This window comes from Acidobacteriota bacterium (genome assembly GCA_028875575.1).
Taxonomy (GTDB): domain Bacteria; phylum Acidobacteriota; class Terriglobia; order Versatilivoradales; family Versatilivoraceae; genus Versatilivorator.
The window spans coordinates 1-18,397 of sequence record JAPPDF010000080.1; the positions used below are offsets into that span (position 1 = coordinate 1).

At 61.9% G+C, this 18,397-nt stretch carries 12 protein-coding genes and 1 pseudogene; 5 read left to right on the top strand and 8 right to left on the bottom strand.

Annotation, left to right across the window (positions count from 1 at the left end; all coding sequences use genetic code 11):
- Positions 1-263: 263 nt before the first annotated feature.
- The 4 genes and pseudogenes from pyrF to OXI69_11720 all read right to left on the bottom strand — a co-directional run bounded on the left by pyrF (position 264) and on the right by OXI69_11720 (position 2,902).
- Complete coding sequence (pyrF, locus tag OXI69_11705; GenBank protein ID MDE2666805.1) at positions 264-986, bottom strand: orotidine-5'-phosphate decarboxylase; 723 nt, start codon at positions 984-986, stop codon at positions 264-266.
- Positions 987-1,001: 15 nt separating this feature from the next.
- Positions 1,002-1,916, bottom strand: coding sequence for a dihydroorotate dehydrogenase (locus OXI69_11710; GenBank protein MDE2666806.1), 915 nt, complete (start codon positions 1,914-1,916; stop codon positions 1,002-1,004).
- A 136-nt stretch (positions 1,917-2,052) separates the two neighbouring features.
- Entirely contained in the window at positions 2,053-2,271 is a 219-nt protein-coding gene (locus tag OXI69_11715) for a hypothetical protein (protein MDE2666807.1), read from the bottom strand.
- A gap of 19 nt (positions 2,272-2,290) precedes the next feature.
- Positions 2,291-2,902: pseudogene (locus OXI69_11720) on the bottom strand (AAA family ATPase).
- A 669-nt stretch (positions 2,903-3,571) separates the two neighbouring features.
- On the opposite strand from OXI69_11720, the gene OXI69_11725 reads away from it, so the two are divergent.
- Complete coding sequence (locus OXI69_11725) at positions 3,572-6,106, top strand: DEAD/DEAH box helicase (GenBank protein MDE2666808.1); 2,535 nt, start codon at positions 3,572-3,574, stop codon at positions 6,104-6,106.
- A gap of 367 nt (positions 6,107-6,473) precedes the next feature.
- Here the strand turns inward: OXI69_11725 and mutL are convergent, their stop codons facing one another.
- The 3 genes from mutL to hisS form a co-directional block, all read right to left on the bottom strand.
- On the bottom strand, positions 6,474-8,423 hold the full coding sequence (gene mutL, locus OXI69_11730; GenBank protein ID MDE2666809.1) for a DNA mismatch repair endonuclease MutL: 1,950 nt from the start codon (positions 8,421-8,423) through the stop codon (positions 6,474-6,476).
- Between the two features lie 277 nt (positions 8,424-8,700).
- A complete protein-coding gene (aspS, locus tag OXI69_11735) occupies positions 8,701-10,485 on the bottom strand; it encodes an aspartate--tRNA ligase (GenBank protein MDE2666810.1) in 1,785 nt (594 codons plus the stop codon).
- A gap of 21 nt (positions 10,486-10,506) precedes the next feature.
- Positions 10,507-11,766, bottom strand: coding sequence for a histidine--tRNA ligase (gene hisS, locus OXI69_11740; GenBank protein ID MDE2666811.1), 1,260 nt, complete (start codon positions 11,764-11,766; stop codon positions 10,507-10,509).
- An 849-nt stretch (positions 11,767-12,615) separates the two neighbouring features.
- Between hisS and OXI69_11745 the strand changes: the two genes are divergently transcribed.
- From OXI69_11745 to OXI69_11760, 4 genes are all read left to right on the top strand, one after another.
- On the top strand, positions 12,616-13,440 hold the full coding sequence (locus OXI69_11745; GenBank protein MDE2666812.1) for a sugar phosphate isomerase/epimerase: 825 nt from the start codon (positions 12,616-12,618) through the stop codon (positions 13,438-13,440).
- Between the two features lie 51 nt (positions 13,441-13,491).
- A complete protein-coding gene (locus tag OXI69_11750; protein MDE2666813.1) occupies positions 13,492-14,460 on the top strand; it encodes a class I SAM-dependent methyltransferase in 969 nt (322 codons plus the stop codon).
- A gap of 524 nt (positions 14,461-14,984) precedes the next feature.
- Positions 14,985-15,257 carry a hypothetical protein gene (locus OXI69_11755; GenBank protein ID MDE2666814.1) on the top strand — a complete coding sequence of 91 codons (273 nt, stop codon included), beginning with the start codon at positions 14,985-14,987 and terminating at the stop codon, positions 15,255-15,257.
- Positions 15,244-16,710 (top strand): sodium:solute symporter family protein, encoded by a 1,467-nt coding sequence (locus OXI69_11760; protein MDE2666815.1) that lies wholly within the window; start codon positions 15,244-15,246, stop codon positions 16,708-16,710. Before OXI69_11755 ends, OXI69_11760 begins: the two co-directional genes overlap by 14 nt.
- Before the next feature lie 545 nt (positions 16,711-17,255).
- Here the strand turns inward: OXI69_11760 and OXI69_11765 are convergent.
- On the bottom strand, positions 17,256-18,353 hold the full coding sequence (locus OXI69_11765) for a Na/Pi symporter (GenBank protein ID MDE2666816.1): 1,098 nt from the start codon (positions 18,351-18,353) through the stop codon (positions 17,256-17,258).
- Positions 18,354-18,397 lie beyond the last annotated feature (44 nt).

The following is an 18,397-nucleotide window of genomic DNA, read 5'->3' on the forward strand; positions in this document are numbered from 1 at the left end:
GCTCTATCCTCCTCGATCGATACCCTATCAGCGTGTAAACCATGTTTGCGGTTTATGATGTAAAGGATGAATGCGGTCTGTACCTTCTGCGACTCCCCCTCAAGGGGGGAGTGATTCTTGAGGCCTGCAACAACGCTCTGGTATCACTCCCCCCTTGAGGGGGAGTCGGTGAGACAAGGGCGCCAGCCCGCAGGCGAACCGGAGGGGGGCAATCGCGGCGCCGCAAAGCAGACCCGAAGCCCCGAGCCGAGAGGAATCCGGGTCTAACCTCCCTGGTTCGCCGCTTGGATCGCTTCGATAATTCGATTCAAGCTGCGGAGCGGATCGGGGGCGGCGGTTACCGGCCGGCCAATCACCAGGTAGTCGGAGCCGGCCTCCAGGGCCTCCCGCGGTGTGGCTGCCCGGGCCTGGTCATTGAGAGCTGCCCCGGCGGGACGGATTCCAGGGGTCACCAGGATAGGGGAGGAACCGAAGTGCCGGCGCAACCGGGCGACTTCGGCCGGGGAGGCCACCAGGCCATCCACGCCGGCCTCCAGGGCCGTCCCGGCCAGCCGCAGGACCTGGTCTGCCGGAGTACCGGCCACTCCAAGGCGTTCAAGGTCGGAGGAGGCCAGGCTGGTCAACAGGGTCACCGCCAGAACCAGCGGACGCTTCGGCTGGGCCGAAACCGATTTCAGGGCTCCGGTCACCGCCGACAACATTGCGGAACCCCCGCCGGCGTGAACGGTGATCATGGAGACGCCCATGGCACGGGCGGCCAGGGCGGCTTTGGCGGCCGTATTGGGAATATCGTGGAACTTCAGGTCCAGGAATACCCGCTCGCCCATCCGCAGGATCCCGGCCACCACCGGCGGCCCTGCCGAGGTGAACAGTTGACTGCCTACCTTGAACAGTCCCACCCGGCCGCGCAACTGGCGCACCAGTCCCAGACCTTCGTCGGGAGAGCCTACGTCCAGGGCGATAATGATCCGATCTTCGTCCTTCATCCCTCTCCCGACCCTTCAGTCGGCTCGTAGCCGGCCGATCACCGAGCGGATGGAGGGGAAACCCCTGCGCCGGCAGTAGTCCCCAAGCCCCCGTATCACCTTCAGCGGAGCCTGCGGATCCACAAAGTTGGCCGTTCCCACCTGCACGGCCCTGGCTCCCACGATCAGATATTCCAGCGCGTCCTCGGCCGTCCGGATGCCGCCAATGGCCACCACCGGAATCCCTACCGTCCGCACCACCTCGTAAACCATCCTCAAGGCCACCGGCTTGATGGCCGGCCCGGAAAGGCCTCCCGTGACGTTCCCCAACCGCGGGCGGAAGCTCTCCACGTCCACCGACATGCCTGTCAGCGTGTTGACCAGGCTGAGCGCGTCCGCCCCTCCGTCTTCGGCAGCCCTGGCCAGCTCCCTGATGTCGGTCACGTTGGGAGACAGCTTGACCAGCACCGGACGGCGAGCCCGCAACTTGACGGCCTCGACCACCTCCCGGGTGGCGCCCGGATCGGAGCCGTACATCAGTCCCCCGGACTTCACGTTGGGGCAGGAGATGTTGAGCTCGTAACCAGCCAGGCCTTCCGACTCGTTCAACACTTCCACCACCTGCACGTACTCTTCGGTGGTGAATCCAAAAACGTTGGCAAAGACGCGGGTCCGATAGTCACGAAGCAAGGGCAGCTTGCTGGAAACGAACTCGCCCACCCCCACGTTCTGCAGACCCACGGCGTTCATCATTCCCAAGGCCGTACCGTGCAGCCGCGGGCCCTCGGCACCTGCCATCGGTTCTATGGACAGTCCCTTGACAACGATACCCCCCAAGCGGTTCAAGTCCACCAACCGGCTGAACTCTGCACCGTACCCAAAGGTGCCGCTGGCGGTCATCACCGGGTTCTTCAGCCTGATGCCCGCAAATTCGGTTCTCAGATCGACCATGGCTGGTATTGGCGGACCGGAGGCCACTGGTCCCTTCAATGCCCTGACCGCTTTCAAGGAAAGTCACATTCCGGCCACCGCCGGGAACCGGAAAGCGTGAGCGGCAAGCCTCCCCTGCCTCCTGCTCCGGGCATCCCTATCGGAACGAACGCTTGCCGCGGGATTGGAACAGGAGTTCGAGCGCTTCTTCAAGAAGTGCTTGGGAGGTCGTGTCCTCCTCGACAGCCATGAGTCGAAGCTGCTTCGCCGTTTCCGGAGGAAAGTGTCCCCCGATGTGCCTGGTCTCCTGGCGCTGCCGGCCACGCGCGCTCCTCATCGCGTTCGGCTTCAAGGCAGTGGCAAATTTGTTAGCCATCCGGAAGGCCTCCGTATACTCATGTTTGACTTAACCGTCTCTGAACGAATTGGTGGAGCCGGTCCATTTCTGCAGCCGCCTTACCCTTGGGATCGAACTCCTGGGCCACCTGCCCCGTTATCAGCGAGCGGGCAAAGGCCACCCGGTTCCCCAACCGAACCGGGCAGATCTCCACCCCCAGCCCCTTCAGCGCCTCTACCGCCTGGTCGGCGTCGTGACCGACCGAGGCAATCGCGTTGAGCACTACGCAGATGGGCTTGCGGGCGGTGCGAAGAAAATCCAGACTGTTGTTAAGGGCATCCAGGTCCAGGATCGCCGGACGGCAGGGAATCAGCACCAGGTCGGACAGCCTGGCCGCTTCCAGCGCCGAACCGTCCGAATGGGGGGCTGTATCCAGAAAGAGCATCTCGCCCCCGATGATGGCCACCCGGGTCACTTCCCGCCGCAGCCTGCTGGCATGGGCCGACAGCACCACCGGCACCTCTGTCTCCCGCCGATCGGCCCAGTTGGCCGCGGAGGCCTGCGGATCCAGATCGATGACAGCCGTGTTCCGCCCCGACAGCGCTGAAGCCACCGCCAGGTGCAGCGCCATTGTCGTCTTGCCGGACCCGCCCTTTTGGCTGATCACAGAAATGGTCTTCATCCTCCCCCCTGCTCGGACCCGGCTTCCGCCCGACCGGCGCCGCTCCCTACGGGACCAACGGCTTGCCAGGCTTACCTATTCGAACGTGTGAACACCTACTTTTGTACAATCTTACTTATGTGTACCCTTCAAGTCAATACAAATGCCCTCGGCCCACCGCCCGATTGAGCCTGTGGTGGCTGGCTCCCAACGGGCCGGGCTGCCTGTCGGCCAGTCCGAATATATTACTGTACACCTATAGTTGTATATTCCTACCAGTATACCTGTTTGTATTCAGAACCCATGGCTTCGGCTCACCCCCACGGCCATCCGTCGACATCCTGCTCACGACCGATTTGAAACAAACGCCTGCGCCTGGCGGCTGGAAACCGGATCGAGGTCAAGGATGGGCAGATTGTCGATTCACATCGATGCACCCAAGGAGGTCCATCGGTATTCGTGTCTATTCGTGTTCATTGGTGGTTCGTCTTCAAAAACAATCGGCAGTATCTTCCCCGAATGATCTGTCCACCGCGGCAGGGGCTTCACTGGCCTGAAACCCCGGCGGCCCATGGCCGGATTTTGGCAGCGGATGGCGTTGAATTCCCGGGAGGTGGCGAATTCGGTGATAAGATCCTTTTCGGCCGGCCAACGTCCGCCCCTCCCTCCGGACCGACCATGTCCCGCCTTCCAGATCTCTGTTCCGACGCGGCCCTTCAGATCCTGCGATTCACTATTCAGGAAGCGCAAGGCAACGAGGTCTTCTTCCTCGGAACGACCGACGAGACCGGAGTCCTTCAAGAAGTCGATCCTCTGGCCCGGGGCAATGACTCGGCCGTTCCCGCCCTACTCCAGGTGGCATCTCCGGGAGACGTGATCCTCCACAACCATCCTTCGGGGCACCTGGTCCCTTCCGAAGCGGACCTGGAACTGGCTGCCCACTACGGCAACCAGGGCGTAGGCTTCTATATCGTCAACAACTCCGTGGACAGAGTCTACGTGGTCGTGGAGGCATTCGGAAAACCCGTTTCTCCGACGCTGGAGGTTTCCGAAATCCTCCAACTCTTCGCCCCCGGCGGTGCTCTTGCCACGAGATTCAGCGATTATCAGCACCGTCCGGCTCAAGAAAGGATGGCAAAAACCGTCGCCGAGACCTTCAACCATTCCCAGGTGGCCCTGATTGAGGCCGCCACCGGCACCGGAAAGAGCCTGGCCTACCTGATTCCGGCAATCCTGTGGGCGGCTCGCAACCGGCAGCGGGTAGTGGTCTCTACCAACACCATCAATCTGCAGGAGCAGTTGATCCACAAGGATATTCCGCTGCTGCAGCAAGTGTTGGACTGTGAGTTCAATGCCGTGCTGGTCAAGGGAAGGGGCAACTATCTGTGCCTGGACAAGCTGCAGGCCCTGGATCAGCAGGGAAAGCTGTTTCTGGAGGAGGAGTGGGCCGATTTCACCGCACTATCCCAGTGGGCTCGGCAGACCTCGGACGGCAGCCGGTCCGATCTTTCTCTCAATGTCTCTTCCGCCCTGTGGGAAAAAGTAGCCTGCGAGAGCGATACCTGCACCCGAATCAAATGCGATCACTACAGCCGCTGTTTCTTCTACAAGGCGAGGCGCCAGGCGGCCGCGGCCGACCTCCTGGTGGTGAACCACCATCTGCTGTTCGCCGACCTGGCCGTGCGTCGAGCCACCGGGCGCTACCATGACGCCGCCGTCCTCCCACCCTATTCCAGGCTGATTCTGGATGAAGCCCACAACGTGGAGGACATCGCCACCGAGTACTTTGGCGTGCAGGTTTCCAAGCTCTCCCTGCGCCGGCTCCTGGCGCGCTTCTACCAGGTCGGAAAACGGGGGACCGTCCGCGAGAAAGGGGCCATCCCCATACTGTTGGCCAGACTCCGCTCCCTGGGGAAGCAAGTCGATCCCGATCTGTCGGATCGTATCGAGGAACACGTCCGAAGCCGCCTGCTGCCGGAACTGGAGCAGACCTCGTTTCTGGCCGAAGGGGTCTTCAACGACTGCGCCGCCTGGTTCGAAGCCCGCAGCCGTGAACCCTCCGCCGAAAGGAAAATCCGCTTCACCAGTGATCTCTACCGGCAGGAGGATTGGAAGACCGCTATCCTGGCCCGAATTCACCAACTCCTACAGGCCGCCCAGGTCCTTTACGGCAACCTGCGGGCGGTGGATCGGCTGCTGACCAACCTTTCGGAGGAGACTCGAGAAGCCCTGCAACGCCAGAGAATCGAGTTGAACGCCTTGACCGATCGGCTGGAGGCGACAACAGTCACCCTGGCCGAGATCTTTGGGACGGAGGAAAGCAACAAGGTCCGCTGGATCCAATGGGCTCCGACACGCTCGGGCAAACGGGTAACGTTCCGTCAGGTCCCTCTGTTCATCGGCGATCTCCTTCGTCAGAACGTCTTCGAGCGATTCGAAACCGTGGTGATGACCAGCGCCACGCTCACCAGCGAAAACCGGTTCGACTACCTGAAAGAGCGCCTGGGGCTCCTGCAGGATCCGGACTCGCGCCTGGTGGAACTGGCGCTCCCTCCTGTCTTCGACTACCGGCGCCAGGCCGTGCTGGCCATTCCCACCGACTTACCCTATCCCGACCACAGCGGCTTCGCCGAAGCCATCGGACAGTTTCTGTCGCGGGCCCTGGAATCCTCCCGAGGCAAGGCCCTGGTGCTCTTCACCTCCTACGCCCTGCTGAGCCGCACCTACCAATGCCTGGTTCAGCCCTTGAGCCAGTTGGGGATTGCCGCTCTGAAACAGGGAGACGCCCCCAGACACCGGCTCACAGGCCACTTCCAGAGGGACAAATCCAGTGTTCTGTTCGCCACCGCCAGTTTTTGGGAGGGTGTGGACGTCGCCGGGGAGGCCCTGGAGAACCTGGTTCTGACCAAGCTTCCCTTCAGCGTTCCACGAGACCCGGTGGTGGCGGCGCGGGTCGAGGCCATCCGAAACCGGAATGGCGATCCGTTCCTCGAGTACATCGTTCCCCAAGCCGTGATTCGTTTCCGGCAGGGGTTTGGACGGCTGATCCGCGACCGCAAGGATCGCGGATGTATCCTGATTCTGGACCGGCGGGTTCTGGACAAGTCCTACGGTCGGACGTTCCTGGAATCGCTTCCCGACTGCCGGCGTGTGACCGGCAACAGCGACCTGGTCCTGCAAAATCTCAGAGAGTTTTTCGGGACTGAGCGTTGAGCTTTTGCAGTTCTCGCGGGGGGCTGGATAGTCAGTAACGGGGCGCCGCGTTTGCCTCCCACCGGTTCGACTGGAATCTCCGGACTACCACCCGGAGAAATATTCCAATAAACAAGCACGTTTCCCCTTGCAGCATTGCGAGTCAGGGGAGAGCTGCGAAGCTGCGGTTGACGTGGGTTCCCCGACAAGACGCCACCTACGGGCCATCCTTATAGAGCTGCGTAGCTGCGGCTCAGGGTAGCCCCGGGTGGCAACCCGGGGTCGTATGGGTTTCGCGCCAACCTAGCCGCGAATGCGGCGAATAGGAAGCACCCTTCCCGGAAAGCAATGCCTCCACAAAAAAGTAGGGGACGCCAGGTCAGCACCTTCAGATTCGCTTGAAGGCCTTCAGAATCTCGTTTTTTTCGTAGCGCAGAATGACGGGACGGCCATGGGGGCAGGTCATGGGGTATCGAGTCTTGAGCAGCTCGTCGATCAGCCAGACCATCTTGGACCGATCCAGGTGGGTGTTTATCTTTATGGCTGCATGGCAGGCCACCGAGGCGGCAATCTTCTCCTGCAGCCTCTCCAGGCTCACCTCCCGAGTCTCTCTTTCCAGGCCCTCCAGCAGTTCGCCCAGCAGCCTGCTGCAGTCCGAGGCGCCGAGGTCGGCGGGAAGTGCCTTGACGGCTAGTGTTCGGCGGCCGAAGGGCTCCACTTCGAATCCACAGGCATTCAGTTCCGGAGTCAGGTCGTCCAGCAGGATCTGCTGACGGGGGTTCAACTCGACAATCAGCGGCAACAGCAATCGCTGGCTCTCCACCCTGCCTTGGCCGCGCTGCCGCAGGACCTTCTCAAAGAGCACCCGCTCGTGGGCCACGTGCTGGTCGATGATGAGCAGGGATCCGCGATCGCTGGCCACAATGAAGCTGTCCTCGATCTGGCCCAGGGGATGGATGTGAGCGGGTGAAATCGTGAATGGCGCGGCGGCCTGGATGGCCTCGGCCTGTTCTCTCGAGACCAGCGCCGCGGCCGCGCAGATGGGGGGCGAGGGATCCCGGCCGGGGGCTGGAGCAGGAAGGGCATCCGCTGCTGTCGGCCCGTCAGGCGTTTGAAGGTCCGACCGGGGCTCCAGTCCGGCAGGAACCGGCTCCCCCACCGTCAGCGGCAGGGGGGCAGTCCCGGCAACACCGGTCCGGCCCGAACGGGACAGCCAGGTCGGCGAACGCGGGTCCGCCGTCTCGGGGACAACAGGCGGTTCCACCTCCATTCCCTCAGGCTGAATCGAGAAGGCGGCTTGAGGCCGGGCTTTCATCAACGCCTTGCGAACCGCTTCGCGGAGGCAGTCGTGAATCATCGACTGCCGGCGAAAACGCACTTCAGTCTTGGACGGGTGGACGTTGACGTCCACTTCTCCAAAGGGCATCTCGATAAAGACCAGGGCCACCGGAAAGGTGCCGTCCGGAAGGATGCGTCGGTAGGCCTCGCCCAGAGCGTGCATGAGAATCCGGTCCCGCACCATTCGGCGGTTCACGAAGAAATAGAGGGATTGGCGGTTCGGCTTCTGCACTTCCGGCTTGGAAACAAAGGCGTGAATCCGGACTTTTTCTCCCGAGCGCGGATCCGGGGGTGAACCGGAGTGGGACGGGAGCGGCAACTCCTCCTCCAGCTCCACCAGTTGCCGGAGCAGATCCGCTCCGAACACCTGGAACAGCCGATCGCGCAAGGGATCGACGGCTTGAAAGTCGAACATCCTGGACCCCGACCCGGCCAGGGCAAAGCGGCCTTCCGGATGAGCCAGGGCGTACTGGGTCACGACGTTGACAACGTGGCCCAGCTCGGTGCGATCCGCTCTCAGAAATTTCTTTCGGGCCGGCAGGTTGAAGAACAGGTCCCGCACCGTCAAGGTGGTCCCCACGGCACGGGCAATCTCCCGCACCCCCACCATCCGGGACCCGGCGATCTCCACTGCCGTTCCCACCCTTTCTCCCTTCGCCTGGGTCTCCATCAAGAGGCGGGAGACCCCGGCGATACTGGGGAGCGCCTCGCCCCGGAAACCCAGGGTGTGGATCCGGCTGAGGTCTTCAGCTTGGCGAATCTTGCTAGTGGCGTGCCTCTCAAAGGCCATCAAGGCATCGTCCGGGGTCATGCCCTCCCCGTCGTCCAGCACACGGACCAAGCGCTTTCCGCCCGCCTGGACGGTGATTTCCAGGTTGCGGGCCCCGGCATCCAGGGAGTTTTCCATCAACTCCTTCACCACCGAGGCCGGACGTTCCACCACCTCTCCCGCGGCGATCTTGTTGGCCAACGCCTCCGGCAGAAGACGTATCCTCGACATGACAATTCTCCGAACAGCATGCGGCGGGACGCCCGCGCTCCCGGGGGTGTCCTCCCGATGGTGCGGTGGGGGCATGTCTGGCGGGCCACATCTCCGAAAGCCGACCGGCACCCTTGGTGGAAATATCTACTCCGTACCCGACCCTTGGCGGAACCCTTCCGAGCCTTCTCCAACCCCTTGGTGGCCCTTCCTGAATCTTCGTGTCTCTTCGTGGATAACTCTATTTGGCCTTTGCGGAAAGGGCTCAGTTGTTGCAGGTAAGCCGGGCCGGCGCCGGTCAATCCAGACTCTTGTCCGCCAGGCGAATCCCCAGCTCGTCCAACTGCTTCTGATTCACCGAGGTCGGACAATCGGCCATCAGGTCGACCGCTCGGGCCGTTTTGGGAAAGGCAATGACGTCCCGAATGGAACTGTCACCCGTCAGCAGCATCACGATGCGGTCCAGCCCCAGGGCAATTCCCCCATGGGGCGGCACACCGTATTCCAATGCCTCCAGGAAGAAGCCGAAGCGCAGGCGCGCCTCCTCTTCACCCAATGCCAGCGCACGAAAGACCCTGGACTGGAGGTCCTGACGATGGATACGAATCGAGCCCCCGCCGATCTCCACCCCGTTGAGCACCAGGTCGTAGGCCCTGGCCCGTACCGACCCGGGGTGGGTCTCCAGCTTGGGGATGTCTTCCTCCATGGGCGAGGTGAAGGGGTGATGGCAGGCGACGTGCCGCTTCTCGGCCTCGTCGTATTCGAACATGGGAAACTGGGTCACCCAAAGGAAGTGGTTGGCTTGCAGGTCGATGAGGTTTTCCTGCCTGGCCAATTGGAGGCGGACGGCGCCCAGGGAATCCGCGACCACCTTCCGGCTCCCGGAAATCAGCAGAACCAGATCTCCCGGTTCCGCCCCGGCCTGCTGCACCAGGCTGCGGCATCCCGCCTCTCCCAGGTGCTTCAGCAGCGGCGACTGGACACCGGAGTCCAGAACCTTGACATAGGCCAGCGCGGGGGCGCCGAAGACTCGAGCCACGGCCGTAAGGTCGTCCAACTGCTTCCGCGAGTAGGCGGAGCAGCCTGGAACCCGGATTCCCTTGACCTGCCCGCCATTGTCGAGGGCACTGCGAAAGGGGGGAAACTCCGTCCGACCCAGACACTGGCTGAAGTCGACCAACTCCAGGCCGAAGCGGGTGTCCGGCTTGTCGGTGCCGTAGCGGCCGATGGCCTCCTCATAGGGAATACGGGGGAACGGCGTCCGGACGCGATGGCCCGTCAACTTGAATATCTCCGCCATCATCGGCTCCACCACCCGGAAGACGGTCTCCGGCTGGGCGAACGACATCTCGATATCGATCTGGGTGAATTCCGGTTGCCGGTCGGCCCGCAGGTCTTCGTCCCTGAAACAGCGCACGATCTGGAAGTACTTGTCCATGCCCCCAACCATCAGGAGCTGCTTGAAAAGCTGGGGCGATTGGGGCAGGGCGTAAAAACCCCCGGCGTGAAGTCGGGAGGGAACCAGGTAGTCGCGAGCCCCTTCCGGCGTCGACTTGGTCAGGAAGGGCGTCTCGATCTCGTAGAAGCCCTGGCTGTCAAGGAAGCGGCGTACGGCCATGGTGGCCTGGTGACGCAGCTTGAAATTGTGGCTGAGACCGGGGCGGCGCAGGTCCAGGTAGCGATACTTGAGGCGCAGGTCCTCGGACGTGGAAGTGTCGTCCTCGACGGGGAACGGAGGTGTCTTGGATTCGTTCAGGAGAAGCAGCGTAGAGGCCAGCACTTCGATCTCGCCGGTACCGATGGCGGGATTCACCGTTTCCGGATCGCGCTGCAGCACTTTGCCTCGAACCATGATCACATACTCCGAGCGCAACCCCTTGGCCTTCTGATGGGCTTCCGGCGACTGGTCGGGATTGAATAGCACCTGGGTCACGCCTTCGCGATCCCGCAGATCGATGAAGATGAGATGTCCCAGGTCGCGGCGCCTGGCCACCCACCCCATCAGCACCACTTCCCGATCGCCGTCGCTCGGGCGCAGTTGTCCGCAATGATGGGTCCGTTCCACTCTTCCCAACGAGTCCAATGCCAAAGCCGATTCCCTCCCCTAATCTCCCCAACCATTTCCAAGCCTGGAAACGACTTCCTCTTGCCTTACCAGGATCTGCCGCCCGTCCCTCATGCGTTTCAGCGGAAATTCCCCGGTCTCCAACTCGTTCTCCCCCACGATCAGGACATGGCCGGCCTGCAGCTTGTTGGCCAGGCGCATGGAGCTCTTCAGAGTTCGGGACGCGAAGTCCAGAAAGCAGCGGATGCCCTGGCGTCGAAACTCTCGGGCCATCAGCGAGGCTCTGTCGAAGGCCCCCTCGCCCAAGGGGGCGAAAAAGAGCTGGTGCTGCCCCGCTGCCGGAGAGCTGCCCGCTTGCTGGCACAGGAGAATGACACGCTCCAGTCCCAAGGCGAAGCCGAAACCGTGGGTGGGCTGCCCCCCCAGGACCGCGGCTAATCCGTCATAGCGCCCGCCGCCCACCAGGGCATTCTGCGCGCCCAGTCTCGGGCTGGTGATCTCAAAGGTGGTGCGGCTGTAGTAGTCCAGCCCCCGCACCAGCCGGGGCACGACCTTGAACCGGATGTCGCGGCGCTTGAGATGTCCCAGGAAGCGATCGAAGTGCAGGCGGCAGGGCTCGTCCAGACACTCCAGGATCGACGGAAGCGTCTCGATCGCGGGCTGGCAGGGGTCACGCTTGCAGTCCAGAACCCGCAGCGGATTGGAACGGCAGCGCCGGCGGCAGTCGGGGCAGAGAGCGTCCTCCCTTTCGCTTAGCGCGACTTGCAGTTTCTGCGAAAAACGGGCGCGGCATTGGCTGGAGCCGATGGAGTTCACCAGCAATTCGGTTTCTCCGACTCCGATCCGATCCAGGAAAAGTTGCAGCAGCTCGATCACCTCCGCTTCAATGGCCGGATGATCCGAGCCGAGCACCTCGGCGCCCAACTGGTGGAATTGTCGGAAGCGCCCCTTCTGCGGCCGTTCCCGGCGGAACATGGGCCCCATGTAGTAGACCTTCCAGATCTGCGGGTCCCGATGGAGCTGGTGTTCCAGGTAGGCCCGAACCACCGATGCCGTCCCCTCCGGACGCAGCGTGAGCGAGCGGCCGTCACGGTCGTCGAAGGTATACATCTCCTTGGCGACGATATCGGTGTCTTCCCCTACCCCCCGCGCAAACAGCTCGGTGCTTTCGAAGACCGGCGTGCGGATTTCGGAGAACCCATAGACGGAGAGAACCTCCCTGGCGGTCTCCTCCACACGATTCCAAACCACCGACTCCTGCGGCAGAATATCCCGAGTCCCCTTGATGGCCTTGATCATGAGAATTCCATTGGACAGGCTCGATTGGGGCGCTTCAACCCAATGGCGGCCCTGGGCGGGAACCCGTCGTTTGAAACGGAATCCGCACGCCCCTGGGAGAAACGCGGCATCACCGGCGGCCTGACTGCCGCAGACGCGACCGCCGCCAAAAACGAGTAAAGCTAACACAAGCCATCCGGCCAGGCAAGCAGCCCCCGACTTGCCTGTACCATCTTCCCTGGCTAGCTGCCCCCCCGCCCTTCCGTGCCGATCATCCGAGAGTGAAACAACGGATCTTCATAGGCTGTCGGGAACAAGGACCATGTTCGGTTAGCACGGATTTCTACCTATTGAACATCGATTCACAGGATGCACAGGATTAACTGGACGAGGGCTTCCTGCACCAGAAGCCGGCTCGGGCGATGATTCGATGCGGAGTTGCGGATTCCCGGCATTGGAAGCCAGCCGTTTCCTGAAAAATCCTGTGCATCCTGTGCATCGATGTTAATTATCCCTGTAAATCACGATGTGGAGGGAAGCGCCCCCTAGTGGCTTCGCCGCGGTCCTTGGTGGCCCTTTGCGAACTAATCCTTTTTGTCCCTTGTGTCCTCTTTTGACCCCCTTGCCGACCCTTGGCGCATCCCTCTCGAGCCTTCTCCACCGCCTTGGTGGCCCTTCGTCGTCCTTCGTGTCCCTTCGTGGATTTCTTTTTCTGGCCCTTGCGGTTCACCCGCGTTTGCTCCAGGCAACGCAAGGGCTGCGGAACCGCGGTTCCGATTGGAACCGGCCATTGGCTGTGATAGTTTAACCTCCCGATTCGACATGGTGCCGCCGCCTCACTTGCCGTCGAGACAACCGTAAAGCAAGTCCATGTTCCGCTACAGCTACATCATCATCCCGCCACTGGAGTCCCTCGGGTTCGAGCGGCGGGTCCGGGAAACCCTGGCCTTGCTGAAGGAGTGCGGTTACGCCGGGGTTGAAGTGAATCTGACTGATTCACCGGCTCTCGACCTGGACCGCCTGGAGCAGTGGCTGGACGAGCTGGACCTGGCAATCCCCTCTTTCCTGACAGGCGAGGCATATGGGCAGGGGCTCTGCCTGAGCTCTCCCGATCCATCGATTCGACAGAAAACGGTCGCCCGCCTGGTGGGCTTTCTGGAGGTAGCCCGTCGATTCAAGGCCATCCTGGTGGTCGGCCTGCTGCAGGGACTTCTGAGCGACGAGCCCGACGTCGCTGCCGCCCAGGCAAGAATCCGAGCCTGCTTCCGGCAGCTCGCCGAACAGGCCGAGGCCAAAGGGGTGGAAGTGGTGGTGGAGCCGGTCAACCACTTGCAGGTGGGTTTCAACAACAGCGTGGCCGAAGTCCGCCGGCTGGTCGCCGAGGTGGGGTCTCCGGCCCTCAAGCCCATGGTGGATACGATCCACATGAACGTGGAGGAGCGCTCTCTGGTGGAGCCCATCCTGGAATGCGGGTCCTCTCTGCGCCACGTCCACCTCTGCGAAAGCAACGGATCTCTGCTGGGCACCGGGCACTTGGACTTCGCGGCCGTCCTGAGCGCCCTCGACCGGATCGGCTACCAGGGGTTCGCTTCAGTGAAAGTCTACCGCGGGGCCAGCCTGGAGGATGCGGCGCCCCAAAGCCTGCGTTACCTTCGGCGGCTTCACGCCGGCTCACCGGCGCCGGGTGGTGGCTGATCGCGCCGTGCGGCGACGCACCGGAGCAGATCCATCTCCATCCACTCTGCCATGATCCCCCAATCCCCCTGCAACCTGTGCGACGCTCGAGAGGCGGAGGAAGTCGCCAGGCTGGATCGGCACGGGAAGCCTCTACGAACCGTCATCTGCCGGAAATGCGGGCTGGTTTGGAGCGACCCCGTTCCCTCCGAAGAGACTCTGAAGAAATTCTACGCCGCGGAGTACCGGCTCCGGTACAAGGGGATTTCCCGACCGACTCCGGAACATGTCTACCGCGCCGGCAGAGTCGCTGCCCACCGCTTCCGCCACCTGAAAAAAATGCCGAAACCGGGATCGGTGATTGTCGACGTGGGTTCGGGAGGGGGTGAGTTCGTCTACCTGATGCGCCGCCTCGGTTTCGATGCCCGGGGAGTCCAACCCCACGAGGGCTACGCCCGCTACGCACAGGAAGAACTGGGAATCCCGGTTCACCTCGGTTTCGTGCGCGATGTCCGGCTTCCCCCGGCGAGCTGCCACTTGGTGACGCTTTACCATGCCCTGGAGCACATGGCCTCTCCCTCCCGGGTGCTGGAGCACGTCAGGGAATGGCTGAAGCCTCGGGGTTGGCTGGTGATCGAGGTCCCCAACGTGGAGGCCACCTGCCAGTCCCCCGGCCATCGCTTCCATCAAGCCCATCTTTACAGCTTCAATCCGGCCAGCCTGCGCCGGCTGGGGGAAAAAACCGGCTTCCGTCCGCACCGAACCGATCTTTCTCCCGACGGCGGCAACATCACAGCCATCTTTGCCAAGGAGAGTCCAGGATCCATCCGAACGGAAATCCCGGGAAATTGCGAGCGGGTCATGGGGGTCATCCGGCGTCACACGCTCCTGCGGCACCTGGCCTCTTCCCATCCCTATGCCAGACCTCTCCGCAAGCTCCGGGGGCGGTTGCAGGAAAAACGGGCCACCCGCCGGTTTCGAAGCGGCAGGGAGCTGCTCGACTCCATCCTTTCCCGGGAGCTGTCGGCGAACTTTCATTGAGCCTGAAAGAAGGCCTGAAACAAAAGAAAAAAGAGTTATCCACGAAGGGACACGAAGGGGTTGGAGAAGGCTCAAGAGGCATGCGCCAATGGTTGGCAAGGGGGTCAACGAAAGACACAAGGGACAAAAAAGGATTTGTCCGCGACGGGACAACAAGGACCACGACCGAGCCAGTGGGGGGTTCTTCCCGGCGCATCGTGATTTACAGGGATATTGAACATCGATGCACAGGATGCACAGGATTTTTTCAGGAAACGGCTGGCTTTCAATGCCGGGAATCCGCAAATCCGCATCGGATCATCGCCCGAGCCGGCTTCTGGTGCAGGAAGCTCTCGTCCAGTTAATCCTGTGCATCCTGTGCATCGATGTTCAATATATGGGGATCCGGTTTTCACTCCCATATGATCTTCCCGGCACGGCCAAGCCGCATCCTGCGCAGCCCGGGACCCCGGCGGGACCTGTGGTATGATGCTCTTCCTACGAGGCGATACCGCCGGGACTCCTCTCACGGAACCCCACACTCCATGGATTCAGCCGAAAACGACGCCCCAGGCTCCGACGAGCCGATCCGGGAACCGCGCCGCCATCCCTGGCTGTGGCTGGTCTATCTGCTCCTTTACGCCGTCGCCATCCCCTGGTACTGGCCGGCAGGATACCGAGGCCCGCTGATTCTGGGACTGCCTCTGTGGGTGGCGGTCTCGCTACTTGCAGTGCTGGTGCTGGCCGCATGGACCGGCTGGGTGATCTCTCGCTACTGGAAGACTGTCGGGGAAGAAGACTCCCATGGGAGCCAGTGAAAGCCAGTTGACCTTCGGTTGGGGGGCGTTGACGGTCATCGCCCTCTATTTGTCTTCCACCATCGGTGTCGGTTGGCTGGCGAGGCGAAGCAGTCGGGGCCACAGTCTGTCGGACCACTACCTGGCGGGACGTTCCCTCGGCTTTCTGGCTCTATTTCTCACTCTCTACTCCACTCAATACAGCGGCAATACCCTCTTCGGCTACACCGGGATCTCCTACCGCATCGGCTTCAGTTGGACCGCCTCCATCCTGTTCATGTTCTCGGTAATCACCGGGTACCTGCTGTTTGCGCCGCGGCTGGTGGCCCTCGCCCGCAAGAAGAAGTTCATTACCCCCGGAGATTACATCGCCCACCGCTTCGGCTCACCCCGGCTCACCCTGCTCAGCACCCTGCTGATGATCTACGCACTGGCCAACTATACCCTGGCCCAACTGAGGGCCATAGGAGCCGCCGTCGAGGGTCTGACCAACGGAGCCGTCCCCTCTGCCTACGGCATCATCACCCTGGCTATCATCATGGTCGTCTATGAGACCCTGGGAGGGATGCGCAGCGTAGCCTGGACCGACATGATCCAGGGCATCCTGCTGTTGTCGGGTTTCCTGATGCTTCTCTTCATGGTGCCCGGTCTGGCCGGCGGCCTGCCCGCGGTGGTGGAGCATCTCAGCCGCATCGATCCCGCCAAGGTAGAGGTGCCGACCCTGGAGGGATGCATGAACTGGATCAGCTACGTGTTCCTCTTTGGATTCGGGGCGGCCATCTACCCCCAGGCCATCCAACGCCTCTACGCCAGCCGATCTACCCGGGTGCTCAAACGATCCCTGGCTCTGATGACCATCATGCCCTTCACCACCGCACTGATCGCCATGATCTGCGGGGTGACCGGAAGCGTGGTGCTTCCCGACCTGGCGCTGGGAGAGACCGACCAGGTTCTGGCCCGGATCTGCAGCCTCATCATGAACCAGTCGACCGAGGGGTATTGGCTGGTGGTCCTCATCTTCGCGGCCGCCCTGGCGGCCCTGATGTCGACGGCCGACTCGGCCCTGCTCTCAATCTCCTCCATGGTCACCAAGGACATCTACCAGGTCTACTTCCGTCCCCAAAGCAACGAGGCCGAACTGACCTCCGTCGGCAAGTGGTGCTCCTGGATCATCGTCACGCTGCTGGTGATCGTCGCCATCGGGACCGAGAATACGCTGATCCGCCTCCTCGAGCTCAAGTTCGAGGTGCTCATCCAGATAGCTCCCTGCTTCTTCCTGGGCCTCTACTGGAAGCGGCTCCGCGGCGAGACTGTGCTCACGGGTATGGTGGCGGGGCTGCTGGTCGGCCTGGGACTGACCTGGCTGGGCTATCCCCGCCTGTGGGGATTCCATGCCGGGGTCGTCGGCCTGCTGGTGAATTTCGCCTGTTGTCTGGTGGGTGTCCTGCGGTCGCCTTCACAAATGAAGACGTGAACGGATTCAAGTGTACATTCCTACAATCATGAAGAGCCTCCCTCCCGCGTCCCCGGCGACGGGACGGATCATACGGAGTGAAACAGGGATGCTTGAGACGAGTGAAGAGTGGAGAGTGACGAGCTGTTCGATCGACACGCCGAGCATCTTTTCGGTCTCGGCACGGTCCTTCAAATTAGTGCCGCCACCGCCCTGCTGGGCAGATCATTGGAGGATGAAACAACGAATCTTCATAGCCTGTCGGGGAAAAGGGTCCTGTTCCGTTAGCACGGTTTTCCACCTAATTGAACATCGATGCACAGGATGCACAGGATTAACGGGACAAGAGCTTCCAGCACGAGAGGCCAGCTCAGGCGATGATCCGGTGCGGTTTTGCGGATTCCCGGCATGAAGAGCTAGCCGTTTCCTGAAAAAAATCCTGTATATCCTGTGCATCGATGTGAATAAAAAATTTGCCCATGCTCGACTTTGAACCGGTTTCCAGCCACTAGGCGCCAGCGTTTGTTCCAGACAAGCTTTTCCCAAGCTCACGCCAAGAGCCTTGCTCATCCCGCCAAATAGATCAACGTCAGGGGTACCAGAAAGAAAACCGTCCCCACGTAGACCAGGGGCACCAGTCTGGATTTGAGCGACCACTCGGCCAGCACCTCGCCCATGGCGAGCGGGACGCGCCGAATCGGCCATACCAGCGAAACCCCGAACAGGTTGACCAGCAGGTGGGCAAAGGCGACCGTGACTGCCGCCGGGTTGCCGGTCACCAACGAGGCCAGCATGGCCGTGATGGTGGTTCCGATGTTGGCGCCCAGGGTAAAGGGGAAGATCTGCATGAGCGATAAAATGCCCGCGCCCGCCAGAGGGACCGCCAGGGAGGTGGTGATCGAGCTGCTCTGAACCGCTATGGTCGTCAGAATCCCCAGCACCAGGGCTCTGGGGGCCGTCTTGAACAGCGTCTGGTTGAAGAAACTCTGGATCCTCCCGATGACGAGGGACTTCAGAACCACCACCAGGTACCGCAGCGAAAGAAAGAGGAGGCCCACCGCGATGAGCAGCATGAGGGCTCCGGACTCCGAGGTTCCTCGGCCGATGACCGTTACGGCTGGCTCCACGATGGTCTTGATCGGATTGACCAACTGTAGCCCGCCCGATTCCTTGAGTGCCTCGGTAAGCAGGTGGGACGCGTGCCCCAACACGTTGGTAAACAACTGCAGGGGGAAAAAGACCACGACCAGAATGAGATTGAAGAAGTCGTGGACCGTGGCTGCCGCAAAGGCTCGCCTGAATTCCTCGGGTCGAGAAATGTGGCCCACCGAGACCAGGGTGTTGGTAACGCTGGTGCCCACGTTGGAACCCAGGATGATGGGGATGGCTCCTTGAACATCCAGGGCCCCCCCGGCCACCAATCCCACCGTCATGGCGGTAACGGTTGAGGAGCTTTGCACAATGCTGGTGGCCAGCACTCCGATAAACAGGCCCACAAACGGATTGGCGGTGGTGGTCAGCAGGCTCTCGGCGAATTCGCGGCCGAAGAACTTGAAGGATGCCCCCATCAGGGCAATGCTGAGAAAGAACACGTAGAGGAGCGCCAGAGGCAGCAACACCCTCAGGATCGGGTTGGCAAGCAATCGTTGAAGCGTAATGGCCATTCCTCCCTGCCCGCGGCGGACCCGCGGTGGAGCGGTATGCGGTG

Coding starts and splice junctions, on each gene's coding strand:
- OXI69_11710 (MDE2666806.1), bottom strand. CDS start 1,916: ATGGTCGATCTGAGAACCGAATTTGCGGGCATCAGGCTGAAGAACCCG.
- hisS (MDE2666811.1), bottom strand. CDS start 11,766: ATGATCAAGGCCATCAAGGGGACTCGGGATATTCTGCCGCAGGAGTCG.
- OXI69_11760 (MDE2666815.1), top strand. CDS start 15,244: ATGGGAGCCAGTGAAAGCCAGTTGACCTTCGGTTGGGGGGCGTTGACG.
- OXI69_11765 (MDE2666816.1), bottom strand. CDS start 18,353: ATGGCCATTACGCTTCAACGATTGCTTGCCAACCCGATCCTGAGGGTG.
- OXI69_11715 (MDE2666807.1), bottom strand. CDS start 2,271: ATGGCTAACAAATTTGCCACTGCCTTGAAGCCGAACGCGATGAGGAGC.
- OXI69_11750 (MDE2666813.1), top strand. CDS start 13,492: ATGATCCCCCAATCCCCCTGCAACCTGTGCGACGCTCGAGAGGCGGAG.
- OXI69_11725 (MDE2666808.1), top strand. CDS start 3,572: ATGTCCCGCCTTCCAGATCTCTGTTCCGACGCGGCCCTTCAGATCCTG.
- OXI69_11755 (MDE2666814.1), top strand. CDS start 14,985: ATGGATTCAGCCGAAAACGACGCCCCAGGCTCCGACGAGCCGATCCGG.
- pyrF (MDE2666805.1), bottom strand. CDS start 986: ATGAAGGACGAAGATCGGATCATTATCGCCCTGGACGTAGGCTCTCCC.
- OXI69_11745 (MDE2666812.1), top strand. CDS start 12,616: ATGTTCCGCTACAGCTACATCATCATCCCGCCACTGGAGTCCCTCGGG.
- mutL (MDE2666809.1), bottom strand. CDS start 8,423: ATGTCGAGGATACGTCTTCTGCCGGAGGCGTTGGCCAACAAGATCGCC.